Here is a 17,122-nt window from a genome sequence, read left to right as displayed (position 1 = left end):
CTTACGCGGCTCGTGGATACGCGGCAGGATCATGCCGAGCGAGCGCGTATCGAGCTTGCCCGTCTGGTGGGTCACGCCATCGTCGTTGCCGGACGCGGCGGCTGCCGGTGCGGATGCCTCGACCGCCGCCACCGGAGCGTCCGCGGGAGCCTGTGCCTGCTCGGCGCGTGCACGTTCCGCCGCGGCCTGTTCGGCCTCGGCGTGGCGACGCGCTTCCGCGGCGGCCTCTTCCTGGCGGCGCGCTTCGGCCTCGGCTTCGCGACGGGCCGCCTCGGCCTGTTCACGGCGCTCGGCTTCCTCGCGGCGGGCCGATTCCTCGTGCTCGCGCTGGGCGTGCGACTCGGCCAACTTGCGCGCGGCTTCCTCGCGCTCCGGCTCGTGCGCGGCATCTTCCGCGATCGCGCTGCGCTTGACGTACGTGCGCTTGGTGCGGACCTCGACGTTGACCGTCTTGGCGGCGCCAGCGCCCCGGCCCGTGCCGGAGTTCACTTTCAGCTCGCCAACGGTGCGGCGCTTGAGCGTGATCTGGCGCGGCGCCGACTCGTCCGCTTCGGGAGCGGCGTCGTTCTTGCCATGCGTGCGACGCAGGAAGCCGAGCAGCTTGAACTTTTCAGTGCTGCTGATGACTTGCTCCGCATCGGAGAATTTCATTCCGGCTTCGCCAAGCTGCCCAAGCAGCTTGTCGACCGGCAAACCCAGTTGCTGGGCGAGTTGTTTGATTGTGACGTCCGACATCGTTATTTATTCTCCGCCGTTCCCGCGCGTAACCCTACGTGCCGACGATGACCCGTACGGCTGCCTCCATCCATGGCGGGAGACCTCATGGCCTCCCTCGAGGCGCCCGTCCAGGACGCTTCCGGTCTCGCGCTCAGCCACCTTTCTCCAGGCGGGCGATCATCGGGGCGCGCGCAGCCATGATCAGCTGCGATGCGCGCTCCTCGGTCATGCCTTCGATATCGATGAGCTCGTCGACGGCGAGGTCGCCCAGGTCGTCGAGCGTCTTCACACCACGATCCGCCAGCGCGAAGGCGGTCGCTTCGTCCATGCCGTCCATCCCGAGCAGTTCCTCGGACGGAGCGTTTTCCTCCACGCCTTCCTCGGCGGCGAGCGCCTCGGTCAGCAGGGCGTCGCGGGCACGGGCGCGAAGTTCCTCGACGATGTCCTCGTCGAAGCCTTCGACCGCCAGCAGCTCGGCGCTCGGCACGTAGGCGATTTCTTCCACGGACGAGAAGCCTTCCTGCACCAGGATGCTGGCGATTTCCTCGTCCACTTCCAACTTGTCCTGGAACAGCGCCAGGGCGGCGGCCTGCTCGGCCTCGCTCTTGGCGGTGACCTGGTCCTGCGTCATCACGTTGAGCTGCCAGCCGGTGAGCTTGCTGGCGAGACGCACGTTCTGGCCGCCGCGGCCGATCGCCTGGGACAGCTTGTCCTCGGCGACGGCGATGTCCATCGAATGCTTCTCTTCATCCATGATGATCGACTGCACTTCGGCCGGCGCCATCGCGTTGATGACGTACTGGGCCTGGTTCTCGTGCCACAGGATGATGTCGACGCGCTCGCCGTTGAGCTCGTTCGACACGGCCTGCACGCGTGAACCACGCATGCCGATGCAGGCACCGATGGGATCGGTGCGGCTGTCGTGCGCCACGACGGCGATCTTGGCGCGATCGCCCGGATCGCGGGCGCAACCCTTGATTTCCACCAGGCCCTGGCCGACTTCCGGCACTTCGAGCTTGAACAGTTCGATCATGAATTCCGGCGCGCTGCGCGAAACGAACAGCTGCGGACCACGGATTTCCGACTTCACTTCATAGAGGTAACCGCGCACGCGGTCGCCCACGCGGGCCGATTCACGGGGAATGGTCTTGTCACGCGGGATGAACGCCTCGGCGTTGCTACCCAGGTCGAGGTAGACGTTGCCGCGCTCGACGCGCTTGACGATACCCGTCACCAGCTCGCCCACGCGATCGGCGAAGGCGTCGACCACCTGCTGGCGCTCGGCCTCGCGGACGCGCTGCACGATCACCTGCTTGGCCGCCTGGGCCGCGATGCGCCCGAACTCGGCGTTCTCGATCTGGTGCTCGATCCAGCCACCGACCTCGGCCACTTCGTCCTCGCCCGCTTCATCCTGCGCGTCCATCAGGCGGATCTGGAAGGACGGGTCCTCCATCTCGCCGTCGTCCGCGATGATCTCCCAGCGACGGAAGGTCTCGTAGTCGCCCGTGTTGCGATCGATCTCGACGCGGATGTCGGGATCCTCATCGGGGTAGCGCTTCTTGGCAGCCGAGGCCAGCGCCGCTTCCATGGCTTCGAAAATGACTTCGCGCGGTACGCCCTTTTCGTTGGCGACCGCGTCAACTACCAGCAAAAGTTCTTTGCTCATTGCCGCTACTCCCGTAAGGATGCCCCGCGGCATCCCGTCGTTTCGTTATTTGGGTTTCTTTCCGCCCGGCGTGGGCTTCGGCTGCGGCGCATAGCCGAGGGCCACCCAGTCGGGAACCACGCGGGCGCTTTCGACGTCCGCATGCTCGAATTCGAATCTGCCGGCCTCGCCCTCGACCACAATCTGCTCGCCGTTCACTTCAACGACGTTGCCCTTGAGTCGCCGGCGCCCCTCGATCGGGGCCTTCAGCAGCACCTTGACCTCCTGGCCGGCCACGCGGGCGAACTGCCCGGCCGTGAACAGGGGGCGGTCGATGCCAGGGGAGGAGACCTCCAGTACATAGTTGCCGGGGATCGGATCTTCAACGTCCAGGAAGGCCGAGAACTCGCGGCTCGCGGCCTCGCAGTCCTCCACCGTGACCTCGCGCTCGCCACCGGGCACGTCGAGATAGACGCGCAGGGTGCTCTGCCCGCCGGACGGGATGAATTCGATGCCGAGGACCTCGAGACCGAGATCGGCCACGATGTCCGAGAATCGCTGTGAAAGTGCGTTGGTATCCACGTTACCTGCGGTTTTTGCGGTTTTTCCGGTCGCCAGAAACAAAAAAAGGGCGCGAACGGCCCATTCCTTTCGTCGCCGATGTATCCCGACACTTTCCTCCAGCGCCCCCCGCGATGCCCTGACGGCGCTCACAGTGTGTCGCAGGGAGCCTCCTTGCGCCCAACAAAAAAGCCTCACGAGGAGGCTTTCTTGTAAAAAGAAAGTTCCTTGAAGCGTCGCTCGACGAAAGGTCGAAACCGCCGTCAACGCCACTTAAGATTCACGAATTCTATCGCATTTTTGTCCGTTCATGCAAGTTGGCCGGCGCATTCACAACCGGGCCCCGGGGCCCCGTCATGCCGCCCGTGGCCGGATGGCGGACAAGGCCTCACCAAGGTCCCGCTCCGCACACTCCAGTTCGTAATTCTGTTGCAGGTTCATCCAGCTGCGGGCATCCGTCCCGAAATAGCGGGCCAGCCTTAGCGCGGTATCGGCGGTGATGCCGCGGCGTCCCTTGGCGATCTCGTTTACGCGTGCGGCGGTCACGCCGATGGCGAGCGCGAGCGCGTTGCTGGACAGGCCCAGGGGCAACATGTACTCCTCCCTCAACACCTCGCCGGGATGGACAGGCGGGAGCTTCTTCGTCATGGCATTCACCTCAATGGTAGTCGACGATCTCGACATCGCTCACGTCGCCGTCACGCCAACGAAAACAGATCCGGAACTGGTCGTTGATCCGGATGCTGAACTGCCCGTCGCGATTACCTCGCAGAGCCTCCAGACGGTTCCCTGGGGGAGCCCGTAAGAAATCCAAGGTAGTCGCGGCATGCAATTGGGCGAGCTTTCGTCGAATCACTGCTTCAATAGCCACGAATCGGCGGACGCGGTATCCCGCGAAGAGCAAAGCCGCATCCTTGCCTACGAACGAAATGATCATGGCATATCGCTTATCGAATGTCGATAAGCGAACATATCTCACCCTGCTCGATGAATATGCCGGTTCGGCCCGTTCCTCTGCGTGCGCCGAAGCCATACCTTCTCGATATGACCGACGAAGCGCCCTACCCCCGATTCGCCTCCCGAGGCCGCGCCTACGTCTACGTGGTGCCGTGCCGGGACGAGGACCTGCTCAAGCTGGGCTTCTCGCGCGACCCGTTCACCCGGTTCAGCACCCTGCACCGGCGCTTCTTCGAGTTCTTCGACCTCGACCGGGGCTTGCTGGTGGATGCCGAGCGTGTCGCCGTGGCCCGGCGGATCGAGCGCCGCCTGATCGGCGCCTTCACGGACTATCACGCCATGGCCCCGCTGGTGGTGCCGGCCACGGCGGGCGGGCATACGGAATGGTATCGGGGCGCTCACCCCGAGGTGACCGGCCTGCTACGGCGCATCGCGGTGGAGGAAGGCCTGGTGTTGCAGGACGGCCTGCGGCCCTGGCTCCACGCCCATCTCATGACCCGCGCGGACCTGCTCCACGACTGGTCGCTGCGCATCGTCGAGACGCTCGACTGGGCCCGTCACAATGCCCCGGACGATCCGGGTGCCACGCGTCTCGGCCAGGCCTTGCTGGACACCTGGGCCATGTTCGAAGCGGCCGGGATCGACATGCGGTCGCTGGTCCCCGCCGCCGTCACCCACTGGTACGACCATGGCGCTCATCGCCGCCTTTTCGGCGACGGCCGCCTTTAGCCCATCTGGGCCTAGAATGGCCCCGGGGGCGAACGGGGGATCGGGGAATGGACGGCGTATCGGGGCTGGACGTCCACACGCTGGGCGTCATCGGCCTGGCGGTGGGCGTGACCATCGCGTTGAGTTTCACCCTGCTCAGCCTGGTGCTGCGCGGGATGCTCGCACTGCACATCTGGGCGGCGGCTTTCTGGTTGCTCACCGCGGCGGGCCTCGCCGAGGGTTACGACGAGAAGTCGACCTTCCTGTCCGCCATCGTCGGAAGTGTCCCGATCGCCCTGGCCAATGGCGCGATGGTGCTTGGCATAGCCGTCCATATCGGGCAGCCGCTGCGCTGGCGCTGGCCAGCGCTCGTCATCATCCTTTTCCTGGCCATCCAGGTCGGCTTCCTCCTGGCGCCTCCACCGCAGGCGGTGGAAGCGGCGGTATTCGGTGCCAAGAGCATCGTATGGGACGCGTGGATGATCTGGCTGCTGCTCTTCCGTGCGCCGCGCGAATTGCGCACCAGCGCCGCCTTCACCGCGATGATCTTCGTCATCGACACTTTCTTCTATCTCGCGCGGGGCGCGGTTTCGTTGCACCCGGAGATGGAATCGCACGTCCTCCTGGCGACCGTGCTGACCACCTCGAATTACCTGTTCGGCATCCTCTGCACCTTCCTGCTCAGCACCGGGTTCACCTTGATGCTGGCCCAGCGGCTGGTCCACGACCTCAGGCATGCGGCGGAGGTGGATGGCCTGACCGGCCTGTTGAACCGCTCGGCCTTGCTCAGGGAATCCAACCGACAACTGGCATCGGGCCGCGGCTATCCGAACGCCGCGCTGCTCTTCGACCTGGATAACTTCAAGGCCATCAACGATCACTGGGGTCACGCCGGCGGCGACGCGGTGCTGAAGCATTTCGCCGAGGTGATCCGCTCGGGTGGCCTGCCCGCGCACTCGCTCTTCTCCCGCTACGGCGGCGAGGAATTCCTGTTGCTGGTTCCCGGCATGGACCCTCGCGACGCCGCCGGCCTCGCCGAGGCGCTACGGATGCGCGTGGCCGAGGCGCCCGCGCCATATTCCGATGCCAGCATCGCCTTCACCACCAGCGTGGGCGTGTGCGCCTCCAGCGATACGCTGGTGCACCAGTTGATCCAGGCGGCGGACGAAGCGCTTTATCGTGCGAAGAACGCCGGCCGCAACCGCGTGGAAATGGCCTGACCGGAACGCGGTCAGGATGTCCCGAGGGGAACAGACGCCAGGCTGTGCCATGCATCAGAGGTGCGCCGCATGACGTGGACGCCACGGCAGACGCATGGAATCGGACCGCTCGCGTGCAACCGGTCTTCCAAGGTCGTCACGATGACGGCACGATCGCCGCGAACGTTCCTGGCCACCGATAGGTGCGGCACGTAATCGGGGAACGCCCTGCCATCGCGTGGCCGTTGGGGAAACGCCGCCTCCAGTGCGGCCGCAAGCGCCACGATGGCGTCCCCGGGCGATGGCTTCAACCAGACGGTCGAGGGAAACGTCCGCACCGAGTCCAGGCGGAACGACAGCGGGGCATGGGCCCGCGCGACATCGCGCAATCGTTCCATCGCCATTTCGTCGATGGTGTCGCTGTCGACGAATGGGTAAACGAGCGTGATATGGGCACCCAGCCCCCGCTGTGCCGCAGGGTCCAGTCGCGCGCGCAAATCGCCGACCAGGGGTTCGGCTTCCGGAACCATCAACGCAAGCAGGGTGCGGCTCATGAACGCATTTTATACCTCGACCTCGCGCATCCGGCTCGGCGGCAGGTCGTTCATGCGTGCCCATGCGCGACGCAACTGGCGCGACGAGCCGAACCCGGCCCTTTCCGCCACGGCCTCGATATCCAGGCGCGACCCCGTGAGCAACTCCCGAGCGAGGGCGACGCGCATGCGGTTCACGTAGTCGGTGACGCTCATGCCCGTGTGCTCGTTGAACAGGCGCGACAGGTTCCGTGGACTCGACGCGGCGACCGACGCCAACGATCCCACGGACCAATCGCGCGCCGGATCGGCCGCTACCGCATCTTGCGCGCGATGGACCGCGGCATGCATGTGATTACGCCCTTCCAGCCACGGAGAGAGTTGAGGATCGCCACCGGCCCTGCGCAGGTAGACCACCAGGAAACGCGCGACAGCGAGCGCCACGGGCGGCCCGGCCAGGGTGGCCACCAGGTGCAGCATCAGGTCGACGCCCGCGGTGATCCCCGCGCTGGTGAGGCGTTCGCCATCCTCGACGTACAGGCGGTTTTCCCGCACGCGGGCGGACGGTGCGGCATGCGTCAGCTGTGCGGTGCAACCGTGGTGCGTCGTGCACTCGTAGCCGTCGAGCAGGCCCGCGCGGGCCACGAGCAAGGCGCCCGAGCAGATCGAAACCACGCGCATGCCGGGCTTCACCACCTTGCGCAGCCACGCGACAATCGACGCTTCACTCGCATCGTCCTGCGCGGCCGTCGTCCGGACGGTGCCGAGCGGAACATCCGCCGCGCCGGGAACCACGACGAGCGCGCCTTCCGCGATACGTGCAGGCAAGGCCACGATACCTGTGACATCCAGGCCGATCGAACTGCCTGCGGTGCGCGCGGGACCGACATAGGTGATGTCGAAGCGAACGGTTTCCTGTTCCAGGTTCGCCCTGCGCAATACCTCGATCGGTCCCGCGACATCCAACAGCAACACCCGCGGCGGAACCACCACGTAGACCGGTATCTGGCGTGGCGAGGGTCCTGGCATCAGGCGGCTACGCGCGGCATCCCCGCCAGCGCCTCCTCGACCGTGGCGATCCGCGCGAAACGGCCGGCGAGCACCAGTTCCGTACGAGCCCGGATTTCGGCCGCGCTCCACTCGCGTCCCTCCACGTCGGCCATCGGAAACGTGAGCGTCGCTTCGCCCACATAATCGACGTCGTAGCCGAGATCGGAGGCGTGGCGCGTGGTGGTCTCGCAACACTGTTCGGTACGAATACCGGAAACGATCAGCCGCCGGGTACCGTGCATCGTCAGCCAGACATCGAGGCCCGAACCCACCAGCGCACTATGGCGGCGCTTGCGGAACGTGACGTCCGCCTCGACACGGAGCGGCGCCAGGGTGGTGACGAAACCCGACGCTTCGGAAAACACCCCGTTTTCTTCCACATGGAATATCTGCACGACGGGAATCCCGCTCCGCTTCGCCCCATCGACCAGGGCCTGCTGCCGCTCAATATAAGCAGCCACGTCCTCATCGCGCCAGTAGGGGCGATGGCGAAAGGACTCCTGGGCGTCGATGACGATCAAGACGGTATCGGCAAGGGACATGGCGGTTTTCCTTCAGGAAGAGAACGCCAGTTTCCGCTTCGCCGAGCCCGACCGACAGGCCGCGCCAGGACGCGGACCGGACATTTCACGCCATGGGCACGGGAAAGCCCTGGTGGGAGCTCGCACAAAAAAGGCGCCCGCTCTTCCAAGCGGGCGCCTTCCTCCACCGTGTTGCCTATGCGTCGATCAGTTCGTCCACGTCGCCTTCAAGGTCACGCCGGAGAACGCGGTATAGCCGTTGAGCATCACGTAGTACGTGCCGGTTTGCGGCGAGGAGAACGAGCAGCTTTCCGTGTTGCCCGTGATGTACGGGCGGCAGTCGTAGCTCGACGTGGTAGGCGCCGAGCCGAACTTCACGTACAGGTCGGCATCGCCTGTGCCGCCCGAGATCGCGATCTTCAGGTTGGTCGCGCCCGAAGGGATCGCCACGGTGTAGTTGAGCTTGCCGTTCTGCGCCGCCGCCAGGCCCGTCACCGCCACGCCGTTCTGCAACACGTTGGTGGGCGGCGGCGTCGTGCCCCCACCGCTCACCCAGTTCGCCTGGGCATAGGTGTTCAGCTTGCCGATGTCGAAACTGCCGAAGCCGGTCGCCTCGTCGAAACCGGTGGCCGCGGTGTAGCCATGGCTCTGGTAGCCATTGTTACCGGAGGTCACGTCGTGCAACAACGACGTCTGCGTCGGGAAGGCCTGGTAGAACTTCGAGGCCGGGAAGCCGATGGCGTTGTTCGCCACCGATTCGATGCGCGCGAACGCACCCACGAACAAGGGCGAGGCGAGGCTCGTGCCACCCACCTGTTCCGTCGTGCCGTTCACGACGATCAACGCACCGGAGGACGAGGCGGCGTCGAACGACACGTCGGGACCGACGCGTTTGGTCGAGCTGGTGACCGAGGACTGCCACGACGGCGCCGTCTCGAACAGGCTGGTGCCACCGCCCGTCGCCCACAGGCGCTGGTTGTTGTCGCCCTGGCTCGGTGCGATGGCGGACAGGCCTTCGTTCCACACCGTTTCGCCGCTCCACGTCGTGCCGCTGGTGGACAGCTGCGTTCCGCCCACCTGGATCACATAGGGCGAACTGGCCGGCTCGCTCACCGAGTAATGGGTGAGGTCGATTTTCACCGTGCCCGCGGAATTGGCCACGTAGCCCGGGGAACCCGACACGGGGTCGGACGACCACTGGTATACGCCCGCATCGCCGGACGCCACCGAGAACGTCTGCCCCTGGGCCACGGCCTGCTGGAAGATGGCGTCGTCGGCGGCCTGCGTACCCGATTGCTCCGCGGCCGTCTCGTCCTCGCCGAGCGAGACGTTGATCAGCTTCGCGATGTTGTCGGTCACGGCACGGTTGAACGTCGCGGTGATGCCCGCGTTCGTGATGCCGCTGGAACTCGAATCGCCGTTCGCCGAGGTGTAGAAGATCAGCTGCTTGACGCCACCGGCGATGCCGACGATGTCCTGGCTGTCGAGCGACCATTCGCCATTGGAGTCGGGATCGTTGGCGAACGTGCCGCTGCCGACCTTCGTGATGGTGGAGTTCACCGTGGCGAGGCCGGCTCTGGACGTGAAGCTGTTGAGATCGGCGACGGTCTGCGTGATCGAACCCCAGGTGATGATGCCCACGGCGGTGTTGGTCGCCGCCGGCACGCTGGAGCCACCGTAGATGGCGGCGAAGTCCTGCGGGTTGTGTGAAGTGACGGCCGCGGTGGCCAGCGTGCTCGACGCCGGTCCGGGCACGGTCACGTTCTCGGGCTTGTACACGTGGTGCAGCGTGTGTTTCACCGACACGTTCTGCAGGCCCAGCACGGCATCGACCGAATCGCCGAGCGCGGCCGGAACCAGCGCGGGCGTGTCGTTGGCGAAGAACTCGTGTCCGTTCGCGTTGAAGCGCTTGATCGATGTATGGAAGCCATTGGTCGCCGTACCCGCGGTGCCATCGGCGGAGACCAGCAGGTTGTTGGGCGCCACGTCGATATTCGTGAAACCGGCCTGCCGCAGGTGCGCGACGACCGCGTCGACCTGCGCCTGGGTCGGCGCGAAACGCGCCTTGAATTGGTCCGGCGTGAGGAACTTGCCGTACAGCGGATTGCCCGGCGTGGTGACGCCGGCCAGGAAAGCCTGCAACTGGTCGGGATTGCGCAGCTTGAGGCTGACGGTAACGTGCAGTGGCTGGTCCGCCGCCATCGCCGTCACCGCCGCGCCGTCGATATGCGGGGAGCCGGTCATGTTGAGCGCGTAGCCGGTGGCGGCCGCCTGCGTCGCCGCCACGGGTAGCATCGCCGCCCTCGTGTGCGTGGATACCCACGCATCCTCCGCATGCGCGGAAAGGGACGGCATCGCCAGCGCGATCGCCATCGTCAGTACCGTCTTGCGCGTGATCCCTGAAGCAAATGCATCGATCTTCATGATTGATCCTTCCATTAGCCCGTAGATTGCTTCCGCCAAGGCGGAAGCCCTGACACTGCTGGCGTTATGGCTAAGCGGCATCTTCCCCGCCGGTCAGACGGACCCCTGCTGCGTGCATCGCAGGAAATCGCGAATTCCCCCACCGTCCCGCCCGTTGCTCCCCCTGCAGGGTCGAGCAATGGAGGTGGGAAGCTTTCGTCAGGCTTTCCCGGTGGCTGTGGGGCATGCCGGAAAGCCCTGTCCGTGACGTGCCCCGCAGAATCGGATGAGAAATGGAGACCGCGGCATGCCCGACGCAGGCGTAACGGACTACCCGCCCGGGCGAAGCCATTCGCAAGTTATTGCGTAAAGGGCATCAGGCCGAAGGATCGGCGGACCTGCCATCGCCCCCGGAGGTGTAGCGTCCGACCCACAAGCGGGCGACCAGCTCACGCCCCTCGGTCACATCCAGGTATTGGATGGGTGCCTGGTGATCCAGGTCCGGCGTCGGCGTGCGCAACCACATGCCGAGCTGCCGGGCGATGTGAACGTACTGCACGGTCTGGCCACCAGCGGTCAGCGCCAGGAACGTATCGCCGAGAAGTTTCGCCGTCGCCACGATGGCTTCGGAGTCGTGCGGATCCAGGCGCTCACCCCCGGCCACCCGCCTCGCCATCGCCCGGCGATCCAGGCCGAGATACAGCACGAGGTGCTCGTCCGCGATACGCATGGCCCTGGCCAGGCGCTTCACCCATACCGGCGCGATACCGCGGCGCACCCTGTCGATCCGCTCCATGGGCGCCGCGCAGGCCACGTCGAGGCAGAAAGCCTTCACCAACTCCTCGCCTTCCCTGGTACCCATCATCGCCTTCTCCGTTGAACTCACGGGTCACACGGTGACATACCGTGTGACAAGGGTCGTGAGAATTCAGGACGAGGAGCAAACCTCGCATCGCCCATCGACATGACCAATGGGACATTGCGTGGACACGCCGATCCGCCGCAAATGGTCCTACCGCCATCGCCAAGGGAAGCCCCATGCCGCGCCTGCCGCTGCTCGCCTCGCTGTCCCTGCTCGTCGTCTGCGGAGCCGCCGACGCGCGGTCCACTCCACCGATCGATCCGGCGGCCATGGATCGCGCCTATGGACGGCTGGGCGAGGCCTTCGTCGACGCCGGAAAGACCGACGCCCTTTCCATCGCCGTCGTCGATCATGGCAAGGTGCGCTATTACAACTTCGGCGCGCTGGTGCCGGGAAAGGCTGCCTCGCCTACAGAGAGGACGGTCTACGAGATCGGATCGATCACCAAGGTCTTCACCTCGCTCCTGCTGGCACAGGCCGTGATCCAGCGCCGCGCGAAGCCGGACGACGACCTGCGCCGCTATCTTCCCGGCCCCTACCCCAACCTGGTCTACCAGGGCACGCCGATCCGCCTCGTCGACCTCGCCGACACCACATCGGCGCTTCCGGACAATCTCCCGGACATGGGCCAGCTCGTCGCCGACGCATCGCCCGATCGCGTGCCGTTCGTCGCGACGGAGGCCCTGGCCAGGTACGACCGGACGCGCATGTTCGCGGACCTGACGACCGCCCGGCTTTCCGCACGACCGGGCACGATGCCCAGGCATTCCAACCTCGCCTCGATCCTCCTGGCCGTGGCGGTGGAGAAAGCCTTCGGGGCCAGTTACGAGGTGTTGCTCGACCGCCATATCGAGAAGCCCTTCGGCATGGGCCGGGGCGTGGGCCATGCGCGCGACGAAAGCCTGGCGGTCGGTTACGACGCGGAACACCGTGCCCTTCCACCGCTCGACGCCCCCTATGTCACCAGCGCGGGTGGCTTGCGCTACAGCACACAGGACATGGCGCGCTTCATCCTCGCCGAGTTGAATGGCACCGACCCCGCCATCGCGCTCAGCCAGCGCGTGGCCTGGGGCGATCCCGAAGGCGAAGCCGTCGCGTACAACTGGAAGGTGGACAAGACCATCGACGGCAAGCGCCGCCTGCGCGCTTCCGGCGGCACCTTCGGTTTTTCGAGCTACATGGAGATCTATCCCGACGAGGCTTACGGCGTGGTCCTGCTGGCCAATCGTCCGGGAAGCGCGCAAAGCGAACTGCAGGTACTGGCGGAACAGGCCCGCCTCGACATGCTCGGCAAACCAGCCGCACAGACCGCCTTGGAAAGCGCCCTGGCAAAGTCGGACTTCCACGACTTCGCCGGCACCGTCGCATCGGTCCGCCAGAAGCACCCGGAGTTGCACCTCGGCGAAGGCAAGGTGAACGATTGGGCTTACTCCCTGCTCAAGGCGAAGAAGACCGCGCAGGCGATCGAGGTGTTCCAGTACAACGTGGACCGGTGGCCAAAGAGCTGGAACGCGTGGGACAGCCTCGCCGAAGGCTACGAGACGGCGGGCGACTCCTCGAAAGCGATCGAGAACTACCGGCGCTCACTCGCGCTCGATCCCGCCAATGCACATGCACGGGAGCGCCTGAAGGTGCTGGAGACCGCCAGGCCTTGAAGGGCACCGGGAATGTGACCCGGTCGCTTGCCGCGCGAGCGACGTGCTGTGTAACGTCGGGCGATTCCCATGATGGAGGCCCTCCGTGAAGCGTCTGAGCCTGTTCCTCTCGACCTGCCTCGTCGCTTCGGCGGCCCTGTCCTCTTCCGCCCTGGCCGCCACGCCACCGCATTTCGCCATCGAGGGCGACCACTTCCTGCTGGATGGCAAGCCCTACGTCATCCGCTCCGGCGAGATGCACTACCCGCGCATTCCCCACACCGAATGGCGCGACCGCCTGCGCAAGGCGCGAGCGATGGGTCTGAACACCATCACCACCTATGCGTTCTGGAACGCCAGCGAACCGGAGCCGGGCAAGTTCGACTTCAGCGGCGACAACGATATCGCCGCCTTCGTGCGTACCGCGCAGGAGGAAGGGCTCAACGTGATCGTGCGTCCCGGTCCGTTCGTATGCGCGGAATGGGAGTTCGGTGGATTCCCCGCCGGGTTGCTGCGAACACCGGGCCTGCGCGTGCGCTCCCTGGACCCGCGCTTCCTGCAGGCGAGCGCGGCGTGGTTCAAGCGCCTCGGGCAAGAGCTCACGCCGCTGATGAGCACGCGCGGCGGCCCCATCCTCATGATGCAGGTGGAGAACGAATACGGTTACGTCGGTAACGATCGCGACTACATGGAAGCGATCCGCCGGCAGATGGTCGATGCCGGCTTCGACCTGCCGCTGTTCATGTCGAACGGCCCGGGGCCCACATGGATGGCGCGGGGCACCTTGCCGGGGATGCTGTCGGTGATCAATTTCACCGGCGACGCGGCGAAAACGGAACGCGCCTTCCATCGTTCGGAACCACTCATGCAAGGCATGCCGAGGATGGCCGGCGAGTACTGGAGCGGCTGGTACGACCGCTGGAGCGAGCCGCACAACACGCGCACGGCCGACGAAGTGGCCGGTGCCGTCGGCTGGATGCTCGATCGCGGCATTTCGTTCAACCTCTACATGGTCGACGGCGGCACGAACTTCGGCTGGATGAACGGCGCGAACAACGAGGACGGCAAGTACCTGCCGGTCACCACCAGCTACGACTACGATTCGCCCATCGACGAAGCCGGCCGGATCACGCCGAAATACCAGGCATTGCGCAAGGTCATCGCCGCCCACCTGCCCAAGGGCGAGTCGTTGCCCAAGGTACCTGCGTCGTCGCCGACCATCGTCATCCCGCGCTTCGAGCTGAGCGAGTCAGTAGCACTCCTCGATGCCTTGCCCGTGCTCTCGAAGCCACAAACGAGCCTGACGCCGCACGGCATGGAAACCTATGGCCAGGACTATGGACTGATCCTCTATCGCAAGAAGCTCGACGCCGACGCCAAGGGCAAGCTCGACGTCAACGACGTGCACGACTACGCGACGATCCTGGTCGATGGCCGTCCCACCGGCACCCTCGACCGGCGCAAGCTCGAACATGAATTGCCCGTGGACCTGAAGACGGGCGATACCCTCGACCTCGTCGTGGAGAACATGGGCCGGATCAACATCGGCACCGGCATGGAAGAGGACAACAAGGGCATCACCTTGTCGGTGCAGGTGGCCGGGAACGACCTCACGAACTGGACCGTCTATCCCCTGCCCCTCGACGACCTCTCGGGCCTGACGTTCAAGGCAGCTGCGCCATCGCAGGGCCCGGCGTTCTGGCACGGCAGCTTCGACGTAAGCAAGGTCGCGGGCACCTTCCTCGACATGCGTGGCTGGAACAAGGGCAACGCCTGGGTGAACGGACATCACCTCGGGCGTTTCTGGAACATCGGGCCGCAACGGACGCTCTACGTGCCGCCGTCGTGGTTGCACGAAGGACGCAACGATATCGTCGTCCTCGAAATGCAACCCGGTGGCACGCATGCGATCGCGGGGCTCAAGGACCCCGTCTTCGGCAGCGCCGCAAAGTGACCGGAATGACATAGCGGCCGCACTTCAAGCGTGGCAGGATGACTCCGGCACGCATGGCTTTCGGGGGAGGGAGCGCGGCATGGGGAAGACGAGGCGTTACCTTGGTTATGCGGTAGCCTGCCTGGCGCTGCCCGCCGCGCAGGTCATCGTCCCGTCACTCGCCGGACGCGACCTGCCGGAGCTGGCCTACTACCTCATGCTGTTCGCATCGGGCGCGGCATGCCTGGCCGCACTCGCCTGCCTGCGTGTTCCCACCTATGAGCGTCGTACCATGGTTTGCCTGGCCCTGGGCCTGGCCTGCTGGTTCGCGGGCATGGCTTATGCCATCGCCCGCTCGGGAGCCGAAGAAAACCTGATATCCACGTACGTACTGTTCGTCAGTTACGGCGTGCCCTTGCTCTATGCCGCCGTCTCGACCCGCGACGAACCCTCGATGCTCTCACGGCGGATCGTCGACGGCTCGTTGCTCGTCCTGCTGGTCATCCTCTGCTATCTGGGTGTGCGTGACCTGCGCGACGCCAACGGTTTCCTCAAGAACGAAGACATGGTCTGGGTCGTCATCGCCTTCGACGTGGAGAACGTCTTCCTGTTCATCACCTTCGTCATACGCAGCCTGACGGCCACGGAAGAGCGGGAACACCGCTTCTTCAGGCTGACCACGGTCTTCCTGGGTCTCTATGCGCTCGCCGCCGGCGTCCATAACCACGACGAACTCCATCCCAACCTTCCCATCTTCCAGCAACTGGCGGACGTGTTGCCCACCATCCCCTTCATGGCGCTCATCTGCCTGTTGCATGCGCAGCGCCATAGCCGCCCCTTCGAACCGACACGACACCGCTGGGCGCGCCAGTTGTCGGGCAGCCTCGCTCCGGGCCTGCTGCTTGCGGCGATCTTCGCGCTGAGCCTCGGCATCAGCGAGACACAGGGAACGTTCGGCCGCGTGGTGCTTGCGCTGGCAATGCTTGCCTATGTCGTTCGCGTGACGCAGACGCAATTCTGGTTTGCGCGCACACGCGATATGTTGTCCGATGCCCTGGCCGCGGTGGAACGCGTATCGCTACTGGACGAATTGACCGGCATCCCCAACCGCCGCGCCTTCGATCAGGCCTTCGCCGAGCGCACGAAGGAAGCAGCACGAGAAGGCAAGCCAATGAGCGTGCTGATGATCGACGTGGATCTGTTCAAGACGTTCAACGACACGCGTGGTCATCCCGAAGGGGATGTGGCGCTCCGCGCCGTGGCGCGCCTGCTTGCCGGTACGTTACGGCGTCCGACGGACTTCATCGCCCGTTACGGTGGCGAGGAATTCGTCGCCTTGTTGCCAGGTGCCGACGGGCTCGGAGCGCAGGTCGTCGCACGGCGAATGAATCGCGCCATCTACGAAGCCCAACTAGAACACGCACATGGCGTCGACGGCCGGGTGACGGTCAGCATCGGGGTGGCGACGGGGCTGCCGCCGGGTGTGCAGAACCTGGTACGCGAAGCGGACCAGGCCCTGTATGCCGCGAAGAGTTCCGGACGTAACCGCTACGTCTCGGGCAGCGAAGCCCTCGAACCCGGCTGAAATCAGATCGCCCCGCGGGCCTTCAGCACGGCCGCTTCCGCGCCCATCCGGCGCGAGGCTTCCGCCACTTCCTTGCTGACGATGGTCTTGCCGATCGGCGCGAGCGCGACGCCGGCCAGCTTGAGGTGCTGGATGCCGAAGGGAATGCCGATGATCGTCACGAAGCAGGCGATCGCCGAGCACACATGCCCGATGGCCAGCCAGATGCCGGCGAAGACGAACCAGACGATATTGCCGACCGTGCCGAGGCCGCTCGTACCGATGTCGCCGCGTCCCGACAGTTCACGGCGGCTGATCGCTTCCCGGCCGAACGGCAGGAAGGCGAACTGGCCGATCACGAAACAAGCGCGCCCCCACGGAATACCGACAATGGTCAGGAAACAGAGAAGTCCCGCCAACCACCACCCCAGACCCATGACGAACCCGCCCATCACGAACCACAACACGTTTCCTATCGCTCTCATGCCTTGCTCCTTTGGTGACTTGGTGTGAAACGTAATCGCGAAAAGCCGGCGGAATAAGTGTCGGAATACCTAGACGAACAAGCAAAAGAAAAGGCGCGAACCGGAGTTCGCGCCTTTGGAAAACTGGTAGCGGGGGTAGGATTCGAACCTACGACCTTCGGGTTATGAGCCCGACGAGCTGCCAGACTGCTCCACCCCGCATCAGAGTCAGCAAGTATATGGATGTGGCCGGATTCTTGCAAGCCCTTTTCTTACGTTCGTGTGAAAAAGGTTCGTCGCGGCACCGAGACCGGTACCTGCAAAGCCGCGACAAAAAAGCTTCGGTGGGAGCCTGTCTCTTATACACATCT

The 17,122-nt window shown here is 65.2% G+C and carries 16 protein-coding genes and 1 tRNA gene; 5 read left to right on the top strand and 12 right to left on the bottom strand.

The window, feature by feature from the left end:
- The 5 genes from ACR9ZJ_RS15030 to ACR9ZJ_RS15010 form a co-directional block, all read right to left on the bottom strand.
- On the bottom strand, window positions 1-735 hold a 735-nt coding region (locus ACR9ZJ_RS15030), incomplete at its 3' end, for an IF-2-associated domain-containing protein (protein ID WP_481288193.1).
- 133 nt (window positions 736-868) lie between these two features.
- Window positions 869-2,383, bottom strand: coding sequence for a transcription termination factor NusA (gene nusA, locus ACR9ZJ_RS15025; RefSeq protein ID WP_306847367.1), 1,515 nt, complete (start codon window positions 2,381-2,383; stop codon window positions 869-871).
- A 45-nt stretch (window positions 2,384-2,428) separates the two neighbouring features.
- Window positions 2,429-2,944, bottom strand: a complete 516-nt coding sequence (locus ACR9ZJ_RS15020; RefSeq protein WP_371022957.1) for a ribosome maturation factor RimP — start codon at window positions 2,942-2,944, stop codon at window positions 2,429-2,431.
- A gap of 333 nt (window positions 2,945-3,277) precedes the next feature.
- Window positions 3,278-3,571, bottom strand: coding sequence for a HigA family addiction module antitoxin (locus tag ACR9ZJ_RS15015; RefSeq protein WP_481280647.1), 294 nt, complete (start codon window positions 3,569-3,571; stop codon window positions 3,278-3,280).
- A 10-nt stretch (window positions 3,572-3,581) separates the two neighbouring features.
- Complete coding sequence (locus ACR9ZJ_RS15010) at window positions 3,582-3,860, bottom strand: type II toxin-antitoxin system RelE/ParE family toxin (RefSeq protein ID WP_481288192.1); 279 nt, start codon at window positions 3,858-3,860, stop codon at window positions 3,582-3,584.
- A 107-nt stretch (window positions 3,861-3,967) separates the two neighbouring features.
- Between ACR9ZJ_RS15010 and ACR9ZJ_RS15005 the strand changes: the two genes are divergently transcribed.
- Window positions 3,968-4,609, top strand: a complete 642-nt coding sequence (locus tag ACR9ZJ_RS15005) for a GIY-YIG nuclease family protein (RefSeq protein WP_481288191.1) — start codon at window positions 3,968-3,970, stop codon at window positions 4,607-4,609.
- A 47-nt stretch (window positions 4,610-4,656) separates the two neighbouring features.
- On the top strand, window positions 4,657-5,808 hold the full coding sequence (locus ACR9ZJ_RS15000) for a GGDEF domain-containing protein (RefSeq protein ID WP_481288190.1): 1,152 nt from the start codon (window positions 4,657-4,659) through the stop codon (window positions 5,806-5,808).
- An 11-nt stretch (window positions 5,809-5,819) separates the two neighbouring features.
- Here the strand turns inward: ACR9ZJ_RS15000 and ACR9ZJ_RS14995 are convergent, their stop codons facing one another.
- The 5 genes from ACR9ZJ_RS14995 to ACR9ZJ_RS14975 form a co-directional block, all read right to left on the bottom strand.
- Window positions 5,820-6,341, bottom strand: a complete 522-nt coding sequence (locus tag ACR9ZJ_RS14995; protein ID WP_481288189.1) for a 2'-5' RNA ligase family protein — start codon at window positions 6,339-6,341, stop codon at window positions 5,820-5,822.
- Between the two features lie 9 nt (window positions 6,342-6,350).
- Window positions 6,351-7,349, bottom strand: a complete 999-nt coding sequence (locus tag ACR9ZJ_RS14990; protein ID WP_481288188.1) for a GlxA family transcriptional regulator — start codon at window positions 7,347-7,349, stop codon at window positions 6,351-6,353.
- On the bottom strand, window positions 7,349-7,912 hold the full coding sequence (locus ACR9ZJ_RS14985; RefSeq protein ID WP_481288187.1) for an isochorismatase family protein: 564 nt from the start codon (window positions 7,910-7,912) through the stop codon (window positions 7,349-7,351). Before ACR9ZJ_RS14985 ends, ACR9ZJ_RS14990 begins: the two co-directional genes overlap by 1 nt.
- A gap of 186 nt (window positions 7,913-8,098) precedes the next feature.
- A complete protein-coding gene (locus ACR9ZJ_RS14980) occupies window positions 8,099-10,315 on the bottom strand; it encodes a protease pro-enzyme activation domain-containing protein (protein WP_481288186.1) in 2,217 nt (738 codons plus the stop codon).
- Between the two features lie 355 nt (window positions 10,316-10,670).
- Window positions 10,671-11,159 (bottom strand): antitoxin Xre-like helix-turn-helix domain-containing protein, encoded by a 489-nt coding sequence (locus tag ACR9ZJ_RS14975; RefSeq protein WP_481288185.1) that lies wholly within the window; start codon window positions 11,157-11,159, stop codon window positions 10,671-10,673.
- 173 nt (window positions 11,160-11,332) lie between these two features.
- On the opposite strand from ACR9ZJ_RS14975, the gene ACR9ZJ_RS14970 reads away from it, so the two are divergent.
- The 3 genes from ACR9ZJ_RS14970 to ACR9ZJ_RS14960 all read left to right on the top strand — a co-directional run bounded on the left by ACR9ZJ_RS14970 (window position 11,333) and on the right by ACR9ZJ_RS14960 (window position 16,308).
- Window positions 11,333-12,811 carry a serine hydrolase gene (locus tag ACR9ZJ_RS14970; RefSeq protein ID WP_481288184.1) on the top strand — a complete coding sequence of 493 codons (1,479 nt, stop codon included), beginning with the start codon at window positions 11,333-11,335 and terminating at the stop codon, window positions 12,809-12,811.
- Window positions 12,812-12,896: 85 nt separating this feature from the next.
- The gene (locus ACR9ZJ_RS14965; protein ID WP_481288183.1) at window positions 12,897-14,744 is read left to right on the top strand and encodes a glycoside hydrolase family 35 protein; all 1,848 of its coding nucleotides are present in this window, start codon (window positions 12,897-12,899) and stop codon (window positions 14,742-14,744) included.
- Between the two features lie 79 nt (window positions 14,745-14,823).
- Window positions 14,824-16,308, top strand: a complete 1,485-nt coding sequence (locus tag ACR9ZJ_RS14960; RefSeq protein ID WP_481288182.1) for a GGDEF domain-containing protein — start codon at window positions 14,824-14,826, stop codon at window positions 16,306-16,308.
- A gap of 2 nt (window positions 16,309-16,310) precedes the next feature.
- Here ACR9ZJ_RS14960 and ACR9ZJ_RS14955 read toward each other — a convergent pair whose 3' ends face one another.
- Window positions 16,311-16,772: a YccF domain-containing protein gene (locus ACR9ZJ_RS14955; RefSeq protein ID WP_481288181.1), complete on the bottom strand. Its 462-nt coding sequence runs from the start codon at window positions 16,770-16,772 to the stop codon at window positions 16,311-16,313.
- 124 nt (window positions 16,773-16,896) lie between these two features.
- Window positions 16,897-16,973: transfer RNA gene (locus tag ACR9ZJ_RS14950), tRNA-Met, on the bottom strand.
- Window positions 16,974-17,122: the final 149 nt, after the last annotated feature.

It is taken from the genome of Luteibacter sp. KNZ12-1A (assembly GCF_056755675.1).
This window is presented reverse-complemented; position numbering and strand designations above follow the sequence as displayed.